Genomic DNA, 23,331 nt, shown 5'->3' on the forward strand with positions numbered 1-23,331 from the left:
TCCTAGGAGCCGACGGTGTCGTCGGGTGCGGGTTCGCCGGTGAGCTCGACGATGACGTCCTGGACGAACTCCTCGATGTGGCGCTCGCCGGCGACCGGGCCGCCGGCCATCAGTCCGTCGGCGCCGAGCAGGACAGCGCCGGGGGTCCCGACCGAGAAGACCCGCCGCACGTTGAGCTCCGGCTCCCATGCGGCGAGGGCCGGAGCGTGCTCGGTCTGTGCGCTCGCGGACTCGTGGTCGGGGTAGACCGCCACCACGCCGACCGCGGGCGCCAGGCGGGTCGCCCATCCGTCGAGCTTCTCGGCGGTGCGGACGCACGGGCCGCAGCCCGGGTTGAGCACGACCACGAGCCTCGCCTGGCTCCGCCCGAGCTCGACCAGGGTGGTGGCCGTGCCGTCGGCGAGGGTCAGCGCGCCGAACGGGATCGCCTGGCGCTCGTAGTCGAGCAGCTCGACGTCCGGAGACGCCTCTTCAGCGCGCGGACCGCCGACGACCAGGGCCGCCACGACGGCCGCGGCTGCCGACGCGACGAGCGTCCACCACCCCTCGGCGTCGAGGTCGGAGACCGCGGACGGCACCGATCCGCCGGCGAGGGCTGACCACAGGACGACGGCCGCCACGGCACTGAGCAGGACGTTGCGCGCAGCCGTGGTGCGGTCGACGTCGTGCCGACCGATGCTGCCGAAGCAGGAGCATCGGACCGGCTGGTCGAACCCCAGCGCCCGCACGACCAGCGCCGTGTAGGTCAGCATCAGGACGAGTGCTGCTGCAGCCACCGGGACCAGCCAGCCGGTCGGCGCCAGGAGCAGGAGCACGGCGAGCACCAGCTCGGCCCACGGCAGCGCCCCGGCCGCGAGGTCGGCCGGCACGACCCGCGGCACGCGGAGCGCCGTGAACGCGTCACGCGTCGCCTGGCGGTCACGCGCCTTGGCGACCCCGCTGGTGGCGAGCACGCCCGCCAGCGTCAGGGTCGCCACGAGCGCGGCGACCGGTGCGGAGGACATGGCCCGCATCGTAGGCGGCGTCGGAGCGCGTCGTCGGGCGCACGGCGACCTCGGCCGCCCATCGGTAAAATCTTTGGATCGCTACCACAAAGAGTCGTTCTGTAACTGATCCGTGGTTTTCTCCCCCCTACCTTGGAGGAAGTTCGCGTGGGGCGAGCACCTTGGGGGGACAGCATGACCGAGACCATCGACCGGAACCTGACGACGAGTCGTCGCACGCTGGTGCGCGGCGCCGCCTGGAGCGTGCCCGTCGTGGCCGCCGCTACCGCTGCGCCGGCCTACGCCGCGTCGCCGTGCGACTCGATCGCCGGCACCGTCGACTGGGGCAACACGGGGCGCTACACCCGCTCGGGCGCCACCAGCGCCTCCTACGCCATCCCCGACCCCGACGGTTCGGGCCCCGGTCAGCCCCTCACGTTGACCGTCTCGGTCGTCGAGACCGGTTCGAACACGCAGCTCGGCTCGCAGGCCGGGGCGAACGACAACCTGAAGACCGACACTGGCGTGGGTGGTTCCTCGAACACCGTGGCCAGCCTGACGCTTCACCAGTCACCGGTGAGGGACCGCAACAAGGTCAACACCTGGACGACCACGTCCAACCGGTCCATCACCCGTTTCACCTTCTCGCGCCCGGTCACCAACCTGGTCTTCACCTTGCGCGACATCGACTCCGCCGCGCAGGACTTCCTGGACGCCATCGCGATCGTCGGGGCGGCGTTCACGCCCACCATCGCCAACCCGACGCTGATCACGGGAGACGGCTCGACTGGCAATCCCCTGCGGTCCGCGGGTGCCAACGCGCCGGTCGACAACAGTTCCGCCGACGGCAACGTGACCATCTCCATGCCGAGCGTCACGTCGTTCGACCTCTACTACTGGAACCTCTCGGACACCTCCAACAACCAGATCGACGGCGACCAGAAGGTGTTCCTGTCCGCAATGTCGTTCGGTTGGAAGCCCTGCTGATCTTCGGGGTGGGTAGCCACGCTCGGTGACTCGACGCGGCCAACCGTCGAGCCTCTACCCTGATCGGTGAAGGAATTCCCTCACCGCTCGGAGTGGTGGCATGGACGAGGTCATCAGCACGTCACGTCGGACACTCGTGCGCGGCGCCGCCTGGAGCGTCCCGGTGATCGCGGCCACCACGGCGGCGCCCGCCTTCGCCGCCTCGCCGTGCCCGGCGGTGACCCTCAGCTGGGCGTCGCTCGGCAACGGGACGACGTTCAGCAGCACGACGGTCGGCGGCGTGCTGGTCACCCTGACGGTGTCGGGGCAGACCGGCGCCGCCAACAACCGGACCGTCTCCACCACGCAGACCGGTGGCCAGACCAGCAACCTGCGGTTCTACAGCACGAACGCCCTCAACAGCTCCCAGACCGCGACGATCAGCTTCACGCGGGACGGCCAGCCGGTCAGCGTGCTCAACCTCGCCTTCTCCTTCCTCGACATCGATTCCGGCGGGACCGCCTGGAACGACAACGTGTCGGTCGCCACCGGCGGCTTCGCCTACGTGATCGCGAACACCACCTACGTCCGCGGCGCCGGGACCACGGCGAACGCGTTCCGCGCCAACGGCAACGACACCTCGTCCAGCACGCAGGGCACCTCCACCAACGGCAACGTCGCGGTCAGCTGGTCGTCCGCGGTGTCGTCGGTGTCGTTCACCTACGCCCAGTCGCTGGCCGCCACCGGCTCGCCGTTCATCGGCATCTCGAACCTGTCGTTCCAGCCCGTCATCTGCTGACGCAGGAATGAGTCGCCCGGGCGGGTGGTTGTCACTCCTCGATGACCTCCACCAGCGCCGCCCACCCCGCGACCACCCTCCCGGCTGACGACTCCCGCCGGGTGGCGACGCTGCTCGGGCTGCTGTTCGGCCTCGCCGGCATGGGGTCCTCGAGCGCCGCGGTGACGCTGCCGCTCCTCGGTCCGGACCTCGGCGTCGGGTCCGGCCTCGCGGCCTGGACGATCAGCCTGTACGTCCTCATGCTGGCCGTCACCACGGCGCTCTACGGCCGGATCTCCGACCTGGTGGGCGTGCGCGGACCGCTCCTGGCCGGGCTGGTGCTGATGTCGGTCGGCGCGCTCGTCGCCGCCGTCGCGCCGACGTTCGAGGTGCTCCTCGGTGCCCGCGTCGTGCAGGGCGCCGGCGCCGCGGCTGTGCCCACCCTCGGCGTCGCGATCCTCTCGGCACGCTACGAGGGCTCCGTGCGGGGCCTGGCCTTCGGCCGGCTGGCCGGGACGGCGGCGGCGGTGAGCTGCCTGGGGCCGCTGGTCGGGGGACTGGTCGAGTCCGTCGGGGGCTGGCGTGCGGTGATGGCGCTGCCGGTGCTCGGCGCCCTCGTCGTGCCGTTCCTCTGGAGCGCGCTGCACACCGGCGGCAGCGGTGCCCGCCTCGACGTGGTCGGCGCGGTCCTCGTCGCCCTCACGGCGTCCGGGATGGTGCTGCTCGTGCAGTCGCCGTCCGCGGGACTGCTCGTCGCCGGCATCGGCGCGGTCCTGCTGGTGGCCGGCGTCCCCGCCGTCCGCGCGTCGGTGCGCCGGCGCCCGGACGGGTTCCTCCCGGTCGAGGTGATCCGTAACCCGGTGGTGATCCGCAGCGCGGTCGCCGCCGCAGCCGTCCCTGCGTCGTGGTTCGCGATGCTGATCGCGATGCCCGCCGTGCTGCTCTCGCACGGCTGGGAGGCGTGGCAGGTTGGCCTCGCCATGGTGCCGAGCGCTCTCGTCGCGCTGCTCGTGCCGCAGGTCACCGGCCCCCTGCTCGACCGGGTCGGCGCCGCACGCGCGCTCGCCGTGGCCGGGCTGGTGGCATCCGCGGCCCTGCTGGTCGCCGCGCTCGGCGCCGGCCTGGTCAGCGCACCCGTGCTCGTCGTCGCGATCATCTTCGTGACCTTCGCCTTCGGCCTGGGGCAGCCCGCCCTCAGCGCGGCCGTCGGCGACGCCGTGCACGAGGAGGTGCGGGGCGTGTCGCTGGGCGTCTCCACCCTGCTCTTCCTCGTCGGCGGCAGCATCGGGTCGGCCGTCGTCGCCGGCCTCGGCGGGACCGTGGGGATGGCGGGAGCGCTCGTGGTGCTGGCGGTCCTGCCGCTGCTCGGGCTGCTGGTGCTGACGCCCACGCTGCGTCGCGGCTGACCCTCACGGCTCGTGGTTGTCCTGGCGCTCTAAAGTAAAGACGTTCTCACTTAGGTACTCGGGACCCTTCGAGGAGATCGTCATGACGTCGCCGGACGCCACCCACGTCAGCACCAGCCGCCGCAGCCTCGTCCGCGGCGCCGCATGGAGCGTGCCCACCATCTCGATGGTGGCCGCGGCGCCGGCGTTCGCCGCGTCGCCGTGCGACCCCCAGACCTACCGCATCGACTGGGGCACCACGCCGTACACCCCGCCGGGAAGCCTCACCGCGAGCCCCAACGTCGGCACCGCCGTCGTCGCGGGCAGCGCGGGCGGCCAGTCGATGAACGTGACCTTCGCGAGCACGCTGGGCGGCACGGCGACCCGGTACGACGCGAACCTCACCGTGCTGTCGACGCTCAACATCGGCGGTCTCGGTGCCAACGAGCGCGGGCTCGCGGTCCGCTCGACCAACACCTCGCTCGTCAACGCGAACCGCCAGACGATCACGGTGACCTTCGGCCGCGCCGTCAGTGCCCTGAGCTTCACCGTCGTCGACGTCGACCTCGCCGCGAACTTCGCCGACCGGGTCAGCTTCAGCCCGCTGCCGACCCGCTACACCCGCGCCGCCACCGTGGCCGGGGTCGGCAACTTCGGGCTCGAGACCACCACCAACGACGGTGCCTTCCGCTACACCGGGCCGTCGGGCGGCATCGACGACACCAGCGCGGCGGGGAACGTGACCATCACCTACGACGGCGGCCCGTCCTTCACCTCGTTCCAGCTCATCTACTGGAACGCCGGGACCCCCGGCCCGCAGGGCATCCTGCTGAGCGACTTCACGTTCACCGCCAACGGCTGCTGAGCCAGGCGCACGGATCGGCGGACGAGCCGCATCGACCGTGACAGACTCCGGGCCCGTGGGGGACACGGACACCGCGACGTCGTCGCGCGGGACGATGGGCACGCGTCGTGCCCGGCTGCTGGTCGTCGCCCTGTTCACCACCACCCTCGCCTTCTGGGGGCTCGTGCTCAGCCGGTCGATCCTGTCGCTCGACGACCTGTCCTTCATCCTCCGTGGAGGACGGCTCGCCACCCCCGGGGACGTCGCGGACATGCTGCGCCACGACCTGGTGGTGCAGAACGGCCGGATCGCCGACTCCGTGTTCTCGCTCGTCGCGTCGGCGGGGGAGCCCGCCGCCCGGGCCTACGTCGCTCTTGCCTGCGCGTCGCTGTTCCCCACGATCCTCGTCCTCCTGTCGCTGCTGGTGCCGGCGGCGGACCGCGCACGGCTGCCGTGGTACGTCCTCCCGGTGCTCGCAGCCGTGACGCCGTTCGTGCTGCTGGCGCTGGACCGCCGACTCATCGGCCAGCTGGTGCTGTTCGGGGCGGCCTCCTCCGGCTACCTGACGGGGCTCTTCCTCGTCACCGTCGGGCTGGTCCCGGTCCTGCGGGCGGCAGCCGGACGCCCGGTCGCACGTCGCTGGGCCGTTGCCGCGTCGGTCCCGCTGGTGGTGGGCTGCCTGTTCCACGAGGTGCTGGCCGGGGTCGTCGCGGGCGTCGCGGCAGCGACGGTGGTCGTCGCCGTGCGGCGGCCGGACCGCAGGCGCCACCTCGTGGCGCTGCTCGCGCCCCTGGCGGTCGCCGTCGGCCTCAAGCTGGCGACGCCCGGCCTGTGGTCCCGCGCGGCCGACTCCGACCAGCGCCAGGCCGGCGATCAGTCGCTCCTGGCCCGGGCCGACGTGGCCCTCGCGTTCATCGTGCTCGCCCTCGTCCCCCTGCTCGGGCTCGTCGTCGCCTCGGCGGTGCTGTGGTGCGCCCGGCGCGGGGTGCCGCCGCGGGCTCTCGTGCCCGCGGCCGGTGCGCTCGCGCTGCTCGGGGTGCTGGGCGTCGGCCACCGAGCCCTCGGCGGTCTCCCGCTCGACGGCCTTGTCGTGGCGGCCGGCCTCGCGGCGGCGGCCGCAGTGGCGATCGTGCTGTGGCGGGCACGGATCGAGCCGGTCGACATCGCGGTCCTCGGAGGTGTCGCCGGGGCGGTCGCCTTGCCGGTCGTCGGAGGCCTGCTCCCGGGACGGGGGTGGGCCTTCGGTGAGCTCCTGCTCCTCGTGTGGGCCGTGTCGCTGCTCGCGCGCGTCGTGGCGTCGGGACGGGTGTTGCTGGGCTCGTCGGTTGCTGCCGTGCCCGGGCCGTGGCTCGCTGCGGCCGCGCTGCTGGGGTCGGGTCTCGTGGTGGCCCCGGCCCTCGCGTTCGAGATGCTCGACAAGGTCGGGGACAACCACGCCTGGACCACCCACGTCGAGGCCGAGGTCGCTCGGCAGGAGGTCGACGGGGCCGTCGAGATCCCGTGGACCTATCCGTGGGACGACATGCGCCCGTCGTTCGCCTTCGACTCCGACCACGAGGAGTTCGAGGGACTCGCCCGGGACTACTACGACATCAGCGACGACGTGGACGTCGTGTGGACCTCGAGCGTCGACTGGGCGTCGCGCTGACGCCGGAGCCCCCGAGCTCGCTCAGGAGGTCGTGAGCCAGGAGATCGTCACCGCGAGGAAGTTGGCCAGCGGGTTGATGACCGCGAACGCCAGGCCGATGAGGCCGAACAGGCGCGCCGGGCCGGCGAGGGGGACGGTGCCGCGCGTCAGGCCGGCCAGCGCCGCGGCTGCCGCACCGAGGAGCGCCGGCATGCCGCACCAGAAGAAGGCGAGCGCGGGCACCGACAGCGCGCCGAGGGCGATCGCCCCGACCCGGCGCTGCCGCTCGGAGCGGAGGAGCCGCACGGCGGCCATCGCCACCACGAGGCCGAGCGTGCCGAACCCGAGCACGCCGGCGAGCTGCTCGCCGAGGGACCGCGGCTGGTCGCCGCTGCCGGTGTAGCCGAACACCATCTCGGCGACGATGCTCACGGACATGCCCACGACACAGATGCCGTAGGCGATGCCCACGAGGACGGGGAACGGAGGGACCCTGGTCCGGGTGGTGCTCGCTGAGCCGGCGTGGATGGTGCTCACTGGTTCCTCCTGCGGCGGTCCGGGTCTGGTGGTCCGTCCACTGTGCGGCCGACGGTGTCCCGCGGGCGAGGCCCGGGCGTCCCGCCGTGTCCCGAGGGCGTCCCGGGCCGTTCCCGACACCTTCCTGCCGCGGTCGGCGGCCCGGATACTGGGCGCATGACCGCGGTGCCGGCCGGAGCGACGGACGCCCGCCGGACGTCGCCGAGCCCGACGAGCGACGTACCGGGGGAGGTGCTGCTCGCCCTCGGCCTGCTGGCGCTCGGGGTGCTTCCCGCGCTGTTCGTGCTGCCCCACGACCGCCTCGCGGCCTCGGCCGACCTGCCGCTGCTCGCCTGGCTCCCGCTGGGCATCGCCGGCGTGGTGGCGATCGACCGCGTGCCGCGCGGGATGGTCGGCTGGACGGCCGTCGCGGTCGCCACCGCGACACCGGTCGCCGTGGTGGTGTCGACCCTGCCGGGCGTACGCGGCCCCGCCGGCGGACCGGGATGGGTGCTGCCCCTGCTCGCGGTCGCCGCGGCCACCGTCCCGGCCCGCTCCCGAGCGCAGCGCCGCTGGCGGACGTGGATCGCGCTGTCCGTCCTCGCGGGCGTCGTCGCCTCGTTCGCGGCGTGGGAGGTCGACGAGCACACGACGTTCGGCGTCGTGGCCAGCCTGGCGTTGCTCGGCGTCGCGGCGACGCTCGTGGCATCGGTCCTGGTCCGGCACCCGAGACCGGTCCGCGAGCCGCTCCTGGAGGCGGGTCTCGTGGTGGGGGTGCTCGCCGTGGGGGTCGCGGCCGGCGGTGCGACCTGGTCGTTCGCCGTCCACGAGCGGATCTTCGCGGCCGAGGTGGTCGGCGCCCTCGCCGCAGCGGTCTCGATCATGATGGCCACGCCGGCGGCGATCACGCTGCGGCGGCGCTACCTCGCCCGTCGCTACGGCACCGGCCTGCTGAGCGTCGCCGACCTCGCGACGCTGTCGGGCGACCTGGGGCGTGACGCGGATCCGCGCACGCTGCTCGCCACGGCAGGCGAGCTCGTCGGCGCGGCGAGCGGCGCGGAGGCCGTCGAGATCGTGCTGGACGAGGTCGACGGACGCCCCGGGTGGGCGGCCTTCCCCCTCGTCGTCGGGGACGAGAGGGTCGGCACGCTCTCCGTGCTCGCGTCCCACACCGAGGGGCTGGAGCCCAGGCAGGAGCGGGTGGTCCGCCAGCTCGCCCCGACCGTGGCGCTCGCGGCCCGCGCGGTGGACCTCGCCGTCGCGGCCCGGCATGCCCGTAGCGACGTGATCCACCAGCGCGACGCCGAGCGGGCGCGGATCCTCGCCGACCTGCACGACGACCTGGGCCCGGCGCTCGCGGGTATGGGCATGCGGGTCGAGGCGGCGCGTGCCAGCGGCGGCGACGTCGACCTCGCCGCGCTCGGCGCCGAGATCGCCGGGTGCCGGGCGGACCTGCGCCGCATCGTCTCGGCCCTGACGCCCCAGGTGCTGGTCGGCACCGACCTGCGGTCGGCCCTGACCAGCATGGTCGGCTCCTTCGCCACCGCTGACGGTCCCGGGGTCACGCTCGTCGGCACCGAGGTCGTGGAGGTCGAGGGGCCGCGCGCCATCGTCGCCTACCGCTTCGCGGCCGAGGCCGTCACCAACGCCGTGCGCCACGCCGACGCCAGCCGCGTGGAGGTCCGTGTCACGCGCTCGGCAGGCGGCGTGGTCGTCTCGGTCGAGGACGACGGCCGGGGCGGTCCCGTCGTCCCGGGGGTGGGGCTGACCTCGCTCGACGCCCGAGCCCGGGAGGTCGGGGGAAGCCTCGAGTCCGGTCCCTCCGAGCTCGGCGGGGTCGTCGTACGCCTGGTGCTCCCCGGCGCGGCCCCGTGATCGGGGTGGTCGTGGTCGACGACCACCCCGTCGTGCTCGCCGGCCTCTCGGCGCTCGTCGAGGCCGACCCCGGCATGCAGGTGACCGCGGTGGCCGGGTCCGTCACGGAGGCACTGGCGCTCCCCGCTGACCTCGCACCCGACGTGTGCGTGCTCGACCTCCACCTCCCGGACGGGGACGGCGTCGCGCTGGGTCGGGCCCTGCGCGAGCGGTGGCCGTCGACCCGGGTCGTGGTCCTGACCATGACGAGGGAGCCCGCGACGGTGCTGCGCAGCCTCGCCGAGGGGGCCGACAGCTACCTGCTCAAGGACGCACCGCCCGACGAGCTGGTCGGCGCGATCCGCGCGACGGCTGCCGGTGCGGTGGTGCTGAGCAGCGGCGCGAGCTCGTCCGTGCGTCTCGCCGCCAGGTCGCTGCCGGACGTCGACGGTCTGGCGGCACTCGACGCGCGCGACCGCGAGATCCTCGGGTTGCTCGCCGAGGGCCTCGGCACGCACCAGGTGGCCGCGCGCCTCTTCCTCGCGCCGAAGACGATCCGCAACCGGGTCTCGGAGATGCTCGCCAAGCTCGGCGTGGAGACGCGCGACGAGGCGATCCGGATGGCGCAGGCAGGGGGGTTGGCCGGGGGCGAGGGACCGACGTAACGTGGATCCCGATCCCCCGTGCCGTCCGGCAACCTGAGGGGATCGCGCATGCCCACCACCGACCAGCACCGTCCGTCCCGTCGCACCGTGGTCCGCGGAGTCGCGTGGAGCGCCCCCGTGGTGAGCACCGCGGCCGCGGCGCCCGCGTTCGCGGCGTCGCCGTGCCAGCGGACCGCGCTCCAGCCGGTCACGTGGACCGCCGGCACGACCACCAGCCTGACCGGTGCGGCCAGCGGCGGTGCCGGCGTGAGCGTCTCGGCGTCGTACACGGCCGGCCTGGGTGGCGGTCGGATCGACACCCCCAACCTGTCCGTGCAGTCCGTCGCGTCGACGAACGACGCGTTCCTGCTCGCCAACGTCGCGCCGACGCTGCTCGCGGACGCGAGCTATCAGACGGTGACCTTCACCTTCGCCCGCCCGGTCCACGAGCTCACCTTCGCCGTCGACGACGTCGATGCCGAGAACGGGTGCCTCGACTGCGTCGCCCTCGCCGCCACCCCGGCGGAGACGCCGGCCTCGACGCCCGGCTCGGCCATCACCGGGGCCGGCACGGTCGCGAACCCGTGGCGGACGACGGGCGGAGCCGGCGACAACGCTGCGACCCAGACGGTCGGCGTGACGTACGCCGACGGGCTGGCCGGGGTGACGTCGCTCCAGGTGCGCTACTGGAGCTCGACCGTGATCGGTCTGGGCACCGGGCGCCAGCAGGTCCGGGTGCGGCAGATGCGGTTCCGCACCTGCGTCTGATCGGTCAGGCCGTCAGCGCGTCGGGCGCGACCGCTCCGCGAGCGCGACGGCGGCGCGCTGCACGACCGGCTGCTCCTCGGGGTCGCGGGCGACCTCGTGCGGCACGTCCCCCGACAGGAGCGCGGCGGGGGAGGTGAGCCAGGTCCACACCCGCCACGGGTCCACGCGGGCGGCGAGCAGCGGCTCGAGGACGGTCAGCAGCTCGGCGCGCACCTCGCCGGCGTCGTCGAGCTGGAAGGTCGGCACGAGCACGCGGCCCTCGTGCGGCACCAGCAGCAGGGCCCGGCGCTCGGCAGCCTTGTGCACCGCGAACCGCGCGGCGTTCTCCGAGACGCCGCGCCTGGCCGCGACGCCGGCGTAGTCGAGCCAGCCGCCGTCGAGCAGCGCAGCCCGAAGTCGTCCCTCGCGGCGCAGCCGCACCAGCTCGACCGGCACGCCGTGCGCCGGGTCGTCGCCCACCGAGCGCAGCATCGCGTCGAGCTCGAGCAGCCGGTCGTCGGGCAGCGGCTCCCCGCTCAGCGGGTCGCGCCACGACACGGCGTCGCCGTCGCGGACGTAGGTCGGCAGGCCGGCCGCGGTGAGCTGCTCGGCGAGCCCGAGGTCCTCGAGCCAGGACGCGAGCGCCGCCCCGACCGACGCGGGGTCGGTGGGGGCGGCGGCGTCGTCGTGCGGCACGGGACTACTTGTTGGCCTTGCGGGCCCGCGAGGCCGTCTTGGCGCGCGCGTTGGCGTCGAGCACGACCTTGCGGATGCGGACGGTCTCCGGGGTGACCTCGACGCACTCGTCCTCGCGGCAGAACTCCAGGCACTGCTCGAGGGACAGCTTCTTCGGCGGGATCAGCTTCTCGAAGTTGTCGGAGGTGGCGGACCGGATGTTGGTCTGCTGCTTCTCCTTGGTGATGTTGACGTCCATGTCGTCGGCGCGGGAGTTCTCGCCGACGATCATGCCCTCGTAGACCTCGGTGGTCGGCTCGACGAAGAGCACGCCGCGCTCCTGAAGCGACGTCATCGCGTACGCCGTGGCCGCGCCGGCGCGGTCGGCGACCAGCGAGCCGTTGTTGCGCGAGCGGATCTCGCCGGCCCACGGGAAGTAGCCCTCGGAGATGTGGTGGGCGATGCCGGTGCCGCGGGTCTCGGTGAGGAAGTCGGTGCGGAAGCCGATCAGGCCGCGGGCCGGGACCACGAACTCCATCCGGACCCAGCCGGTGCCGTGGTTGGTCATGCCCTCCATGCGGCCCTTGCGGACGGCGAGGAGCTCGGTGATCGTGCCGAGGTACTCCTCCGGGGCGTCGATGGTGAGCCGCTCGAACGGCTCGTGGACCTTGCCGTCGACCTCGCGGGTGACGACCTGCGGCTTGCCGACGGTGAGCTCGAAGCCCTCGCGCCGCATCTGCTCGACGAGGATCGCCAGCGCCAGCTCGCCGCGGCCCTGGACCTCCCAGGCGTCGGGGCGCTCGGTGGGCAGGATGCGCAGCGACACGTTGCCGATGAGCTCGGAGTCGAGGCGGTCCTTGACCAGGCGGGCGGTGACCTTGGCGCCCTTGACCTTGCCGACCAGCGGCGAGGTGTTGGTGCCGATGGTCATCGAGATGGCCGGCTCGTCGACGTGGATGAGCGGCAGCGCGACCGGGTTCTCGGCGTCGGCGAGGGTCTCGCCGATGGTGATGTCGGGGATGCCGGCGATGGCGACGATGTCGCCCGGGCCGGCGGACTCGCCCGGCTTGCGCTCGAGGCCCTCGGTGACCAGCAGCTCGGTGATCCGGACGTTCTTGACGTCGCCGTTGCGCTGCATCCAGGCCACGGTCTGGCCCTTCTTCAGCGTGCCCTGGTGGATGCGCAGCAGCGCGAGGCGGCCGAGGAACGGCGAGGAGTCGAGGTTGGTGACGTGGGCCTGCAGCGGCGCGCCCTCGTCGTACTGCGGGGCCGGGATGGTCTCGAGGATCGTCTTGAACAGCGGCTCGAGGTCGGTGCCGTCGGGCATGGTGCCGTTCTCGGGCTGCTCGAGCGAGGCGATGCCGGCCTTGCCCGAGGCGTAGACGACCGGGAAGTCGAGCGCGTCCTGGCTGTGGCTGTCGTCGAGCAGGTCCATGAACAGCTCGTAGGACTCGTCGACGACCTCGCTGATGCGCGCGTCGCCACGGTCGGTCTTGTTGACCACGAGGATCACCGGCATGTCGGCGTTGAGCGCCTTGCGCAGCACGAAGCGGGTCTGGGGCAGCGGGCCCTCGGAGGCGTCGACGAGCAGCACGATGCCGTCGACCATCGACAGGCCGCGCTCGACCTCGCCACCGAAGTCGGCGTGGCCCGGGGTGTCGATGATGTTGATGACCATCGGCTCGCCGCCACCGGCAGGGCCGGCGTAGTGGACCGCGGTGTTCTTCGCGAGGATCGTGATGCCCTTCTCGCGCTCGAGGTCACCGGAGTCCATGACGCGGTCGGCGACGCTCTCGGCCTGGTGGGCGGTGAACGCACCGGCCTGGCGGAGCATCGCGTCGACGAGCGTGGTCTTGCCGTGGTCGACGTGGGCGACGATCGCGACGTTGCGCAGGTCGGAGCGGGACTTCGTGGACATGCAGGAGCCTTCCGGGCGGAGACGAGCGGCCGAGCGGCCGGGGGCGCGGCCGACACGGCCGCAGCGCGACCGAGTCTAGTGCGGGAGGGCGGAATCACGGATTTGGTGCGCGCCCGCACCCATCCGTCCGGCGGAGGTGGACGAAGAAGGTGTCGCACGTCTCACGCCGGTGCAACTCGTTGTTACCGGCGCGTGACCGAGCGCCGACTAGCGTTGTAGTAGAAGGCGCAACTACCCCCGCACGAGCGCCCATTCCCCCGGAGAACCTGCCTTGAAGTACGACGACGTCACCTCGAACGACCTGCGCCCGTCGCGCCGCACGGTCACCCGCGCCGCCGCGTGGAGCGTCCCCGTGGTCGCCGCGGCTGCCGCCGTTCCGGCGTATGCCGCATCGTGCACGCCGCTGACCAACGTCAGCATGCCGATCCCCGCGACCGGGACGGTCACCAACAACGGTCGTGACTACTCCCTGACCTACACGCCGCCCTCGGGGCAGTTCGCTGACCCGGTCACCATGACCATCAAGGCGAGCTACGTCGGTCGCATGGCGCCGGGCAGCGAGTCGCAGAACGTCCCGCTCTACACGACCTTCAACCCCGTCGGCGGGCTGGGCACGCGAGGGCTCGGACTGATCCAGACCGTGACCGGGAACTCGACGGTCCCCGGACGGAGCGCCCGCGGCATCTACACGATCGGGTTCACCAAGCCGGTGACCAACCTCCGGTTCTGGCTGACGGACATCGACGTGCTCGCCGGCGACTACGACGACCGGATCGAGCTCTCCAACAGTGGTTGGTCCGAGGTCGTCACGTCGCGCGGGAGCGGGATCTCCGGCCTCGGGACCGAGGCGTCCCCCTGGCGTGGAGCCGGCAGCTACAACGACAACACCAGCGGTGCAGGCAACGTGCGGGTGCAGTTTGCCGGCCCCGTCTCCAGCTTCGACCTCACCTACTGGAACAACATCGGTTCCTTCAGCGGCGTCGACCGCAACCAGGGCGTCTTCCTGACCGGCATCACCTTCGACTACCAGCCCTGCTGAGTCGCTCCGACCTACGGGCCGGAGCCGGTCTGGACCTGTCCTGGCGTTCCCTCAGGAACGGCGTACGCCGGCCGATGACCGCTCTAGCGCAGGCCGTGGAGGCCACCCCCGAGCACCGGGCCTGCGTCGGAGACAACGATGACGCTCGACCTCGACCACGACGCGCACCTGCGCCCCACACGCCGCACGATCACCCGCGCGGCCGCCTGGACCGTGCCCGTGATCGCCGCTGCTGCGACGGCGCCGGCGTACGCCGCGTCGCCGTGCGACGTGCGCATCGGCCAGGTCCTCGACTGGGACGGCGCCAACGCGTCGTTCAACCGGGCCAGCAACACCGCCGCGACGCTCACGCTCGACCCGGACGGCTCGGGTCCGGTGCTGCCGATGACCCTCGACGTCGCGGCCGCCTACACCGGCAACATGAAGCCCGGGTCGGAGACCGCGGGCTCCACCCCCAACCCGAACTTCCGCGTCACGCCGCGCGTCGGCGGGCTCGGCATCTCGGGCCTGAGCCTGTGGCAGGCGACGACGTCCAGCTCGCCGCAAGGGCTCAGCGACCTCGGCACCTACACGTTCACGTTCTCCAAGCCGGTGTCGAACCTCGAGTTCACCATCACCGACATCGACTCCCAGGACACCGACTTCCTGGACCTGCTGCGCATCAGCGCGAGCTACACCGTGCTCAGCAAGTCGTCGAGCATCCTCACGACCACCGACAGCCAGGGCCGCGAGTACTTCTACCAGAGCTACTACACCAACGCGGTGGACAACGCTGAGGGCTCCGGCGGCAACCTCACGCTCCGGCTCCCCGGGCCGCTGACATCGTTCCAGATCGCCTACAGCAACTACGCGCGCAGCTTCGACAACACCCTCGACCAGGACCAGGCGATCTACGTCAGCGACATGACGTTCGACTACAGCCCCTGCTGACGACGGTCGCGCGTCGTCAGCGCGCCCAGACGTCGACGTACGGGACAGTGACGTGCCCGTCGCGCTGCTCCAGCAGCCACTGGGTCAGAGCGGTCATCCCGTCACGCACCGCCTGTCCCGGGGCGAGGCGCACCATCTCCCGGCCCAGGTTGTCGAAGACCCGCAGCTCGCGACCGGAGGCGGCGAGCAGGTCGATGAGCCGCGCGACGTCGTCGCGGTCGCCCAGGGTGCCGGCCGGGTCGTACTCGAACCACAGCGTCTGGCACGCGGAGGCGATCACGTCCCAGTGCTCCACGAGGACGTGGACGTCGAAGCCGTCGATGTCGCTCTTCCAGACCACCTCGTCGAAGGCGTCCGCGTCCTTCAGCAGCGCCTCGGGCGTGATCCAGTCGGTGATCTCCGTCCCGTCGGCCTCGCTGCCCTGGAAGCTCCCGTGGAGTCGTTGGCCCGGAAGTGCACGCGGGAGCCGACCGGCCCCACGAAGCCCTCCAGCACCCGGCCGCGCGGGCCGAACTGCTCGAGGTTGTGCCGGGCGTAGGAGGCGAAGCCGGCGTCGCCCTCGACCGCGACCACCTCGATGTTGGGTGCAGCGGCGAGCACCTCGACCGCGGTGTCGCCCACGTTGGCGCCGACGTCGACCACGAACATGCGCTCGACCGGCTCGGCGAGCTCGCGCAGCACCGCGCCCGCGTAGGTGTCGTAGGTCGGGTCGCGCCGCTGGTAGAAGGGCAGGTCGTGGCCCGGGGGGAGCAGGACCGGGTGCCCGCCGATCACGTGGGACTGCTCCTGCCCGCGCACGACCCGCCAGCGTCGGCGGACCGGGTTCAGGCCGTATCCGGCCATGCGGGAGATGAAGCGTCGCTTGCGCATGCTGGCCATGCGGGAGATGAAGCGTCGCTTGCGCATGCTGAGGGCCACGACCGGCAGCCTAGGTGGTGGCGAGCGGCGGGGTACGGCCCTTGTCGATGTCGGTGCCGGGGAGTAGGACAGGCGCATGACCTCTCGGGAGCACACCCCCTGCACCTTCATCCCGCCCTGGCTGGCCGAGCGGGTCGGGCAGGCCCAGGCCGCCGACGACCGCGCGCTGCGCGAGCGGCGGGCCAGCGCCGACCGCGCCGTGCGCCCCGCGCTCGCGGCGGACGCCGCGGCCTGGACCGTGCACGACGCCGGCTCGACCACCGAGCTGCCGGGCTCGCCGGCGCGGCGGGCGGGCGAGGACGCCACCGGTGACGTCGCCGTCGACGAGGCGGCCGACGGCATCACCGCGACCCTCGCGATGTGGGCCGAGGGCTTCGGCCGCAGCTCCTTCGACGACGCGGGCGCCCCGGTCAGCCTGACCGTCCACTACGGCGTCGACTACGACAACGCCTTCTGGGACGGCACCCAGCTCGTCTTCGGCGACGGCGACGGGCGCGTGTTCGAGCGGTTCACCAAGCCCGTCGAGGTGCTGGCCCACGAGTTCGGCCACGCGGTCGTCGAGCACACCTGCGACCTCACCTACTCCGGCCAGTCCGGCGCGCTCAACGAGTCGGTCGCCGACGTGTTCGCCTCCTGCCTCAAGCAGCGGCTGCGCGGTCAGGACGCCGCCGAGGGCGACTGGCTGATCGGCGAGGGCATCTTCACGCCGTCCGTCCAGGCTCGTGCGCTGCGCGACATGGCCGCACCCGGCACGGCCTACGACGACCCGGAGCTCGGCGCCGACCCGCAGGTCGGGCACATGGACGACTACGTCGACACCACCGACGACAACGGCGGCGTCCACCTCAACTCCGGCATCCCCAACAAGGCCTTCCAGCTCGCTGCCGTCGCGATCGGCGGCAGCGCGGTCGAGGGAGCCGGCCGCATCTGGTACGCCGCGATCTCCGGCGGTGACGTGCCGTCCGACGCGGACTTCGCCCGCTTCGCCGCCGCCACCGTCGCGGCCGCCGGCGACCACGCCGACGCCGTCACCGGCGCGTGGGAGCAGGTCGGGGTCCGCCCCGGCGCCGCCGCTCCGGGGACGTCCCCCGGCACCGCTCCGGCCGGCCGCCGGCTGCGGGTCGAGCGCAGCGGCGGGTTCGCGGGCCGGACCGAGACTGCTGAGGTCGACCTCGACGACCCCGCGGTCGCGGACCTCCGCCCCTTGGTCGACGGGGCGGGCCTGACCGACCTCGGCGGCTCGGTCTCGCCGCCGAAGCCGGACATGTTCGTCTACAGCTTCCGCCTCGACGGCGGCGAGGCGGTCCGGGTGCCCGAGCACCTGCTCACCGCGAGCCAGTCCGAGCTCGCCCGGAGGATCCTGCGCGGAGGCGGGGAGTCGTGACCGCTCGGGTCACCCTCGTCGAGGGCGACATCACCGCCCAGCAGGTCGACGCCGTCGTCAACGCCGCCAACCGGTCGATGCGCGGCGGGCTCGGGGTCGACGGCGCGATCCACACCGCCGGCGGGCCGGACGTCCTCGCCGACTGCGTACGCCGCTTCCCGCACGGTCTCGAGACCGGACAGGCCGGCTGGACCACCGCGGGCCTGATGCCGGCGCGCTGGGTGATCCACGTCGTCGGTCCCGACTGGACGCGTGGCCAGCGCGACCGGGGCCTCCTGACGTCCTGCTACTCCGGCGCCCTGGCCGTCGCCGACGAGCTCGGCGCCCGCTCGGTGGCGTTCCCGCTGGTCAGCGCCGGGGTCTACGGCTGGCCGCGCGACGACGCGATCCGGGCCGCGGTCGACACCCTGCGCACGACTGCGACCGACGTGGAGGAGGCGCGCATCGTCGCGTTCGGCCGCCGGGCGCACGACGAGGTGGCCGCGGTGCTGGAGGCCTGACCCCTCCCTGTGGGTGTCCGGGGCGGCCGCGCGCCGCAGTACGTTCGCCGCATGCCCCGACTCCGGCGTACCTCTCCCGACCAGCCGGGCTGGACGCGGCGGCGCGCCGGCAGGGGTTTCACCTACCTCGACCAGGACGGTCAGCGCCTCGACGCGGAGCAGGTGCAGCGCTGCAAGGACCTCGTCATCCCGCCGGCCTGGCAGGACGTGTGGATCACGCCGCACCCCAACGGCCACCTCCAGGCCGTCGGCACCGACGACGCCGGCCGGCGCCAGTACCTGTACCACCCGCAGTGGCGCACCAGCCGCGACGCCGCGAAGTTCGACCGGATCCTCGGCTTCGGCAAGGCGCTGTCGAAGGCCCGCGAGCGGGTCCTGGCCGACATCGGCTCCGACGGGATGACCCTGGAGCGCGCGTGCGCCGTCGCGGTCCGCCTCCTCGACCTCGGCTACTTCCGCATCGGCAACGACGTCTACACCGACACCAACGGCTCGTTCGGGCTCACCACGATGCTCAAGGAGCACGTCTCGCGGCACCGGGGCGGGCTGCGCTTCTGCTTCGTCGGCAAGTCGGGCGTCGAGCACTGCATCGACATCGACGACCCGGCCGCGATCGACGCCCTCGACGTGATGCGCCGCCGGCGCGGGGGCGGCGACGAGCTGCTGGCGTGGAAGGACGGCACGACCTGGAAGGACCTGTCCTCCTCCGACGTCAACGACTACATCCGCTCCTGCTTCGGGATCGAGGCCACGGCGAAGGACTTCCGCACCTGGCACGCCACCGTCATCGCGGCGGCCGCACTCGCGGAGACCGACGAGCCGGGTGGGACCAAGGCGTCGCGCAAGCGGGCCGTCTCCGCAGCGATGAAGGAGGTGTCGGAGTTCCTCGGCAACACCCCGACCCTCGCGCGCACCTCCTACGTCGACCCCCGCGTCGTCGAGGCCTACGAGAAGGGGCGCACGATCACCGTGCGGACGACGTACGACTCGGTCGACGCCCGCCAGGCCGCGCTCGAGCGGGCGGTGCTCAAGCTGCTCAAGTCCTGACCGAGGAGCCCGCCGAGCCGGCAGGCTCCTCGACCGTCAGTGGCTCAGAGCTTGTCGACGACGAAGTCGATCGCCGCGGTCAGCTTCTCCACGTCGGAGGGGTCGATGGCGGGGTACATCGCGACCCGCAGCTGGTTGCGGCCGAGCTTGCGGTAGGGCTCGGTGTCGACGACGCCGTTGGCGCGCAGCGTGGCGGCGATCGCGGCGGCGTCGATCGAGTCGTCGAAGTCGATGGTGCCGATCACCAGCGAGCGGTCGACCGGGTCGGCGACGTACGGCGTCGTGTACGCGGTGCGCTCCGCCCAGCCGTAGAGCGCGTCGGAGGAGGCGGTGGTGCGCTCGACCATCGCCTTCAGCCCGCCCTGGCCGTTCATCCAGTCGAGCTGCTCGGCCATCAGGAAGAGCGTGGCGACCGACGGGGTGTTGTAGGTCTGGTTCTTCGAGGAGTTGTCGATCGCGGTCGGCAGGTCGAAGAACGGCGGGACGTAGCGGTCGGTGGCCGCGATCTCCTCGGCGCGGGCGAGCGCGCGCGGCGACATCAGCGCGACCCAGAGCCCGCCGTCGGAGGCGAAGCACTTCTGCGGCGCGAAGTAGTAGGCGTCGACCTCGTGCAGGTCGACCGGCAGGCCGCCGGCGCCGGACGTCGCGTCGACGAGGACGAGCGCGTCGTCGTCGATCCCGGCCGGTCGCCGCACGGGCGCCATGACGGCCGTCGAGGTCTCGTTGTGGGCCCAGGCGTACGCGTCGACGCCCTCCTCGGAGACCGCCTCGGGACGCGAGCCCGGCTCGCTGGTGATCACCGTCGGGTCGGCCAGCCACGGCGCCTTCTTCGCCGACGTGGCGAACTTGGAGGAGAACTCACCGAACGACAGGTGCTGGCTCTTCTCCCGGACCAGCCCGAAGCACGCGATGTCCCAGAAGGCCGTGGCGCCGCCGTTGCCGAGCACGACCTCGTAGCCCTCGGGCAGGTCGAAGAGCGCGGCGAGGCCCTCGCGGACCCGGCCGACCGTCTTCTTCACCGGCGCCTGCCGGTGGGAGGTGCCCATCAGGGTGTCGCCGGTGGCGGCGAGCGCGTCGAGGTGGCTGGTCTGGATCTTGGACGGGCCGGCTCCGAAGCGGCCGTCGGCCGGGAGCAGCTCGGCGGGGATCTGGATGGCGTCGGTCATCGATGAACCTCACGTGGATCACGGTGGATGCGGAAGGGCGGTCCTGACGACGCTGTCAGCGCGCCTATTCTGTCACCCGCGCGCACGCGCCGGACGACAGGGGACGAAGCATGGACGACCGCACCACACCGGGACTGGCGAACCAGTCGAGCGTACGCACGGCGTTCCGCGTCCTCGGCCCCGTGATCCTGCTCGTCGGGCTCGGCTTCGTCGTCGTCGGCTTCGTCGACTTCTTCGGGTCGATGAACTCCTTCCAGGGCCCGGACAAGTTCTGGATGCTCTTCGTCGGGCTGCCGGTCCTGTTCGTGGGCGGTGCCCTCACCCAGGCCGGCTACGCCGGCACCGCCGCGCGCTACGTCGCCGGCGAGACGATGCCGGTGGTCAAGGACTCCGCCACCTACCTCAGCGACGGTCGCGGCATCGCCGGGATCGGCCGCACCGAGGAGGCAGCCGCCGCCACCGGCCCGTACTGCCGCCAGTGCGGCACCCGCAACGACGCCGACGCACGCTTCTGCGACTCCTGCGGGCAGTCGCTTGCCTGAGACCGACGGCTGGGTCGTCGAGCGCCGGTCGATCACCCACCCCGACGCGGCCGCGCTCGTCGAGGCGGTCCAGCAGGAGTACGTCGCGCGCTACGGCGGGCGCGACGAGTCGCCCGTCGACCCGCGCGACTTCGAGGACCCGCTCGGCCGGTTCTTCGTCGGCTACCTCGACGGGGAGCCGGTCGCCACCGGGGCGTGGCGTCGCAGCCCGGTGCGGGCGCTCGGCGCCGACGTCACCGCCGAGGTGAAGCGGATGTACGTCGTCCCTGCGGCCCAGCGTCGCGGCCTCGCGCGCCGGATGCTCGCGCACCTCGAGGCGACCGCCGCCGCGGAGGGCATCGAGGCACTGGTCCTCGAGACTGGCATGAAGCAGCCGGAGGCGATCGAGCTCTACCTCTCCTCCGGCTACGAGCCGGTCCCGGGGTTCGGGCACTACTGCGGCTCCGAGCTGAGCCGCTGCTTCGGCCGCCGGATCTGACCTCCCTCGGGCCCCTTGCGAACTACACATCTGTACTTCTCGCGAACCCCGGACACCCCGTTTCCACCGCGCCTACGGTCGCTGAGGCACATGGGGTTGCCGGGGAAGGTGGGACGAGGTCATGGGTGTGGTCGGACGACTGGTCACGGTGATCGTCGCCGGCGTCGTGATGACGTCGGGCGCGGTCACGGCGGCCTCCGCCGCCGACGGCGGACCCGACCGGCGCACGGTCACCAGCTCCGCGCCGTACCTCATGCCGGTCGAGGACTACGCCTCCTACCAGCCGCAGACCAGGTGCCGGCAGACGCCGAAGCCGGGCATCCTGATGCTCGCCGACTGGCTCGTCGCCCGCGGCGGCGGCTACGGCCCGATCAGCCGGTCCTGCTCCGGCGGGGGCACCAGCGAGCACAAGGAGTCGCGCGCGTTCGACTGGCTGCTCGACGCCACCGACCCTGCCGACCAGGCGCTCGCCGCGGCGATGCTCGACGAGGTGTTCGCCCCGGACGACACCGGCGAGCCTGCCGCGCTCGCACGCCGGATGGGGATCATGTACGTCATCTGGGACGACACGATGTACGCCTCCTACGAGCAGTTCCGCGCCAAGCCGTACCTGAGCTCGAGCTGCCGGTCCAAGCGCCGCTGCTCTCCCACGCTGCGCCACCGCGACCACGTGCACGTCTCGCTCACCCGCCAGGGCGCCAAGGGCCTCCTGTCCTGGTACCTCGCCCAGCCCGTCGGCTGAAGGTCACGCTCCACCTGCCGACGTAGGCTCGTCGCATGGAGCGAGGCCTGATGCTCAACGACGGCGACTGCGGCTTCTGCATGCGCACCGCGGCGCTCGTGCCGCGCCTCGGGGTGGACATCGACGCCTCGACCATCCAGGCCGTCGATCTCGACGCGCTCGGCGTCGACCCGGCACGCGCCGAGGTGGAGATGCCCTACGTCCACCCCGACGGCCGCGTCGACTACGGCCACCGGGCGTTCGCCGCGATCCTGCGCACCGGCCCGCTGCCCTGGCGCCTCGTCGGGCGGCTCATGACGACCCGACCCGTCGACCCGGTGGCGCGGCGGGCGTACCACTGGATCGCCGCGAACCGCTCGCGCCTGCCGGGCGGCACGCCCAGCTGCGCGCTTCCTCCGGTGGTCGAGGAGGGACGGAGTCCCGTCACGAGACCCGCCCACCCCGGTGGTCGAGGAGGGACGAAGTCCCGTCACGAGACCCGGGTCTCGTGACGGCCGCTAGGCGACCTCCTCGACCAGCGAGGGCCGGTCAGGCGCCCCAGGCCTCGTCCCAGCCCTCGACCTCGCTGGCCTGACGGGTGGACGGGCCGGCGTAGACCGCGGACGGGCGGATCAGCCGGCCGGTGGTCTTCTGCTCGAGGATGTGCGCCGACCAGCCGCCCGTGCGCGCGCAGGTGAACATCGAGGTGAACATCGGCGCCGGCACCTCGGCGAAGTCGAGGACGATCGCCGCCCAGAACTCCACGTTGGTCTCCAGCACCCGGTCGGGACGGCGCTCGCGCAGCTCGGCGAGCGCGGCCTTCTCGAGCGCCTCGGCGACCTCGTAGCGCGGGGCGTCGAGCTCCTTCGCGGTGCGGCGCAGCACGCGGGCCCGGGGGTCCTCGGCGCGGTAGACCCGGTGACCGAAGCCCATCAGCCGCTCGCCGCCGTCGAGCAGCTCCTTGACGTACGACGTCGCGTCGCCGCGCTTCTCCACCTCCTCGATCATCCCGAGGACGCGCGAGGGGGCGCCGCCGTGGAGCGGGCCCGACATCGCGCCGATCGCGCCGGAGAACGCGGCGGCCACGTCGGCGCCGGTGGAGGTGATGACGCGCGCGGTGAAGGTGGAGGCGTTCATGCCGTGCTCGGCCGCCGACGACCAGTAGGCGTCGATCGCGTGGGCGTGCTTCGGGTCGGCCTCGCCGCGCCAGCGGATGAGGAAGCGCTCGGCGAGGGTCGTGCCCTGGTCGACGTCGGCCTGGGTGACGACCGGCTTGCCGAGGCCGCGCGCGGACTGGGCGGCGTAGGACAGGACCATGACCGCGACGCGGGAGAGGTCGAGGCGGGCCTGCTCGTCGGAGATGTCGTAGGTCTGCCCCATGCCCAGCATCGGCGCCAGCATCGCCACGCTGGCCTGCACGTCCGCGCGGACGTCGCCGGTGTGGATCGCGATGTTGTAGGGCTCGGCCGGGGGGAGGCCCGGCGTGTAGGAACCGTCCACCAGCAGGCCCCAGACGTTCTCGAACGGGACGCGGCCGACGAGGTCCTCGATGTCGACGCCGCGGTAGCGCAGGGCCGACCCCTCCTTGTCCGGCTCGGCGATCTGCGTCTCGAACGCGACGACACCTTCGAGGCCGTGGTGGATCTCGGTCATGGGCCACTCCTTCGTG

Annotated in this window: 25 protein-coding genes; 17 read left to right on the top strand and 8 right to left on the bottom strand. The window is 72.7% G+C overall.

Features of this window, described 5'->3' with window-relative positions:
- Positions 1 to 2: 2 nt before the first annotated feature.
- The gene (locus KDN32_RS01740) at positions 3 to 1,004 is read right to left on the bottom strand and encodes a TlpA family protein disulfide reductase (protein WP_211730400.1); all 1,002 of its coding nucleotides are present in this window, start codon (positions 1,002 to 1,004) and stop codon (positions 3 to 5) included.
- Between the two features lie 222 nt (positions 1,005 to 1,226).
- Between KDN32_RS01740 and KDN32_RS01745 the strand changes: the two genes are divergently transcribed.
- The 5 genes from KDN32_RS01745 (at position 1,227) to KDN32_RS01765 (ending at position 6,604) form a co-directional block, all read left to right on the top strand.
- The gene (locus KDN32_RS01745) at positions 1,227 to 1,970 is read left to right on the top strand and encodes a hypothetical protein (RefSeq protein WP_211730401.1); all 744 of its coding nucleotides are present in this window, start codon (positions 1,227 to 1,229) and stop codon (positions 1,968 to 1,970) included.
- 100 nt (positions 1,971 to 2,070) lie between these two features.
- Positions 2,071 to 2,748, top strand: a complete 678-nt coding sequence (locus KDN32_RS01750; RefSeq protein ID WP_211730402.1) for a hypothetical protein — start codon at positions 2,071 to 2,073, stop codon at positions 2,746 to 2,748.
- A 41-nt stretch (positions 2,749 to 2,789) separates the two neighbouring features.
- On the top strand, positions 2,790 to 4,133 hold the full coding sequence (locus KDN32_RS01755) for an MFS transporter (protein ID WP_211730403.1): 1,344 nt from the start codon (positions 2,790 to 2,792) through the stop codon (positions 4,131 to 4,133).
- 82 nt (positions 4,134 to 4,215) lie between these two features.
- A complete protein-coding gene (locus KDN32_RS01760; protein WP_211730404.1) occupies positions 4,216 to 4,977 on the top strand; it encodes a hypothetical protein in 762 nt (253 codons plus the stop codon).
- Positions 4,978 to 5,032: 55 nt separating this feature from the next.
- Entirely contained in the window at positions 5,033 to 6,604 is a 1,572-nt protein-coding gene (locus KDN32_RS01765; protein ID WP_211730405.1) for a hypothetical protein, read from the top strand.
- Between the two features lie 21 nt (positions 6,605 to 6,625).
- Here the strand turns inward: KDN32_RS01765 and KDN32_RS01770 are convergent, their stop codons facing one another.
- Positions 6,626 to 7,120, bottom strand: coding sequence for a hypothetical protein (locus KDN32_RS01770; protein WP_211730406.1), 495 nt, complete (start codon positions 7,118 to 7,120; stop codon positions 6,626 to 6,628).
- A gap of 156 nt (positions 7,121 to 7,276) precedes the next feature.
- Here KDN32_RS01770 and KDN32_RS01775 point away from each other — a divergent pair, with 156 nt between their 5' ends.
- The 3 genes from KDN32_RS01775 to KDN32_RS01785 are packed head-to-tail and all read left to right on the top strand — an operon-like array spanning position 7,277 to position 10,365.
- The gene (locus KDN32_RS01775) at positions 7,277 to 8,974 is read left to right on the top strand and encodes a sensor histidine kinase (RefSeq protein WP_211730407.1); all 1,698 of its coding nucleotides are present in this window, start codon (positions 7,277 to 7,279) and stop codon (positions 8,972 to 8,974) included.
- Positions 8,971 to 9,618, top strand: coding sequence for a response regulator (locus KDN32_RS23150; protein ID WP_211730408.1), 648 nt, complete (start codon positions 8,971 to 8,973; stop codon positions 9,616 to 9,618). The genes KDN32_RS01775 and KDN32_RS23150 overlap by 4 nt, the downstream gene beginning before the upstream one ends.
- A gap of 48 nt (positions 9,619 to 9,666) precedes the next feature.
- Complete coding sequence (locus tag KDN32_RS01785; RefSeq protein WP_211730409.1) at positions 9,667 to 10,365, top strand: hypothetical protein; 699 nt, start codon at positions 9,667 to 9,669, stop codon at positions 10,363 to 10,365.
- 12 nt (positions 10,366 to 10,377) lie between these two features.
- Here the strand turns inward: KDN32_RS01785 and KDN32_RS01790 are convergent, their stop codons facing one another.
- Together KDN32_RS01790 and typA are read right to left on the bottom strand one after the other, a co-directional pair.
- Positions 10,378 to 11,040 carry a hypothetical protein gene (locus KDN32_RS01790; protein ID WP_211730410.1) on the bottom strand — a complete coding sequence of 221 codons (663 nt, stop codon included), beginning with the start codon at positions 11,038 to 11,040 and terminating at the stop codon, positions 10,378 to 10,380.
- A 4-nt stretch (positions 11,041 to 11,044) separates the two neighbouring features.
- Positions 11,045 to 12,937: a translational GTPase TypA gene (gene typA / locus KDN32_RS01795; protein ID WP_211730411.1), complete on the bottom strand. Its 1,893-nt coding sequence runs from the start codon at positions 12,935 to 12,937 to the stop codon at positions 11,045 to 11,047.
- A 271-nt stretch (positions 12,938 to 13,208) separates the two neighbouring features.
- Between typA and KDN32_RS01800 the strand changes: the two genes are divergently transcribed.
- Together KDN32_RS01800 and KDN32_RS01805 are read left to right on the top strand one after the other, a co-directional pair.
- On the top strand, positions 13,209 to 13,976 hold the full coding sequence (locus tag KDN32_RS01800; RefSeq protein ID WP_211730412.1) for a hypothetical protein: 768 nt from the start codon (positions 13,209 to 13,211) through the stop codon (positions 13,974 to 13,976).
- Between the two features lie 138 nt (positions 13,977 to 14,114).
- Positions 14,115 to 14,906 carry a hypothetical protein gene (locus tag KDN32_RS01805; protein WP_211730413.1) on the top strand — a complete coding sequence of 264 codons (792 nt, stop codon included), beginning with the start codon at positions 14,115 to 14,117 and terminating at the stop codon, positions 14,904 to 14,906.
- A gap of 16 nt (positions 14,907 to 14,922) precedes the next feature.
- Here KDN32_RS01805 and KDN32_RS01810 read toward each other — a convergent pair whose 3' ends face one another.
- Together KDN32_RS01810 and KDN32_RS01815 are read right to left on the bottom strand one after the other, a co-directional pair.
- Positions 14,923 to 15,246 carry a hypothetical protein gene (locus KDN32_RS01810; RefSeq protein ID WP_211730414.1) on the bottom strand — a complete coding sequence of 108 codons (324 nt, stop codon included), beginning with the start codon at positions 15,244 to 15,246 and terminating at the stop codon, positions 14,923 to 14,925.
- Between the two features lie 23 nt (positions 15,247 to 15,269).
- Positions 15,270 to 15,824, bottom strand: a complete 555-nt coding sequence (locus KDN32_RS01815) for a class I SAM-dependent methyltransferase (RefSeq protein WP_211730415.1) — start codon at positions 15,822 to 15,824, stop codon at positions 15,270 to 15,272.
- A gap of 76 nt (positions 15,825 to 15,900) precedes the next feature.
- On the opposite strand from KDN32_RS01815, the gene KDN32_RS01820 reads away from it, so the two are divergent.
- Genes KDN32_RS01820 through KDN32_RS01830 form a run of 3 tightly spaced genes read left to right on the top strand, consistent with a single transcriptional unit; the run spans position 15,901 to position 18,755 of the window.
- Positions 15,901 to 17,208 carry a protealysin inhibitor emfourin gene (locus KDN32_RS01820; protein ID WP_211730416.1) on the top strand — a complete coding sequence of 436 codons (1,308 nt, stop codon included), beginning with the start codon at positions 15,901 to 15,903 and terminating at the stop codon, positions 17,206 to 17,208.
- Positions 17,205 to 17,708 (top strand): O-acetyl-ADP-ribose deacetylase, encoded by a 504-nt coding sequence (locus tag KDN32_RS01825; RefSeq protein WP_211730417.1) that lies wholly within the window; start codon positions 17,205 to 17,207, stop codon positions 17,706 to 17,708. Before KDN32_RS01820 ends, KDN32_RS01825 begins: the two co-directional genes overlap by 4 nt.
- A 51-nt stretch (positions 17,709 to 17,759) precedes the next feature.
- Positions 17,760 to 18,755: a DNA topoisomerase IB gene (locus KDN32_RS01830; RefSeq protein ID WP_211730418.1), complete on the top strand. Its 996-nt coding sequence runs from the start codon at positions 17,760 to 17,762 to the stop codon at positions 18,753 to 18,755.
- A 44-nt stretch (positions 18,756 to 18,799) separates the two neighbouring features.
- On the opposite strand, the gene serC is transcribed toward KDN32_RS01830, so the two are convergent.
- Entirely contained in the window at positions 18,800 to 19,921 is a 1,122-nt protein-coding gene (gene serC, locus KDN32_RS01835; RefSeq protein WP_211730419.1) for a phosphoserine transaminase, read from the bottom strand.
- Positions 19,922 to 20,031: 110 nt separating this feature from the next.
- Between serC and KDN32_RS01840 the strand changes: the two genes are divergently transcribed.
- The 4 genes from KDN32_RS01840 to KDN32_RS01855 all read left to right on the top strand — a co-directional run bounded on the left by KDN32_RS01840 (position 20,032) and on the right by KDN32_RS01855 (position 22,174).
- Positions 20,032 to 20,463 carry a zinc ribbon domain-containing protein gene (locus tag KDN32_RS01840; RefSeq protein ID WP_211730420.1) on the top strand — a complete coding sequence of 144 codons (432 nt, stop codon included), beginning with the start codon at positions 20,032 to 20,034 and terminating at the stop codon, positions 20,461 to 20,463.
- Complete coding sequence (locus tag KDN32_RS01845) at positions 20,456 to 20,941, top strand: GNAT family N-acetyltransferase (RefSeq protein ID WP_211730421.1); 486 nt, start codon at positions 20,456 to 20,458, stop codon at positions 20,939 to 20,941. The genes KDN32_RS01840 and KDN32_RS01845 overlap by 8 nt, the downstream gene beginning before the upstream one ends.
- 121 nt (positions 20,942 to 21,062) lie before the next feature.
- Positions 21,063 to 21,683 (top strand): VldE C-terminal domain-containing protein, encoded by a 621-nt coding sequence (locus tag KDN32_RS01850; RefSeq protein WP_211730422.1) that lies wholly within the window; start codon positions 21,063 to 21,065, stop codon positions 21,681 to 21,683.
- Between the two features lie 35 nt (positions 21,684 to 21,718).
- The gene (locus tag KDN32_RS01855) at positions 21,719 to 22,174 is read left to right on the top strand and encodes a thiol-disulfide oxidoreductase DCC family protein (protein WP_211730423.1); all 456 of its coding nucleotides are present in this window, start codon (positions 21,719 to 21,721) and stop codon (positions 22,172 to 22,174) included.
- Between the two features lie 37 nt (positions 22,175 to 22,211).
- On the opposite strand, the gene KDN32_RS01860 is transcribed toward KDN32_RS01855, so the two are convergent.
- Complete coding sequence (locus KDN32_RS01860; protein WP_211730424.1) at positions 22,212 to 23,315, bottom strand: citrate synthase 2; 1,104 nt, start codon at positions 23,313 to 23,315, stop codon at positions 22,212 to 22,214.
- Positions 23,316 to 23,331: the final 16 nt, after the last annotated feature.

This window comes from Nocardioides palaemonis, from assembly GCF_018275325.1.
Lineage (GTDB): Bacteria > Actinomycetota > Actinomycetes > Propionibacteriales > Nocardioidaceae > Nocardioides > Nocardioides palaemonis.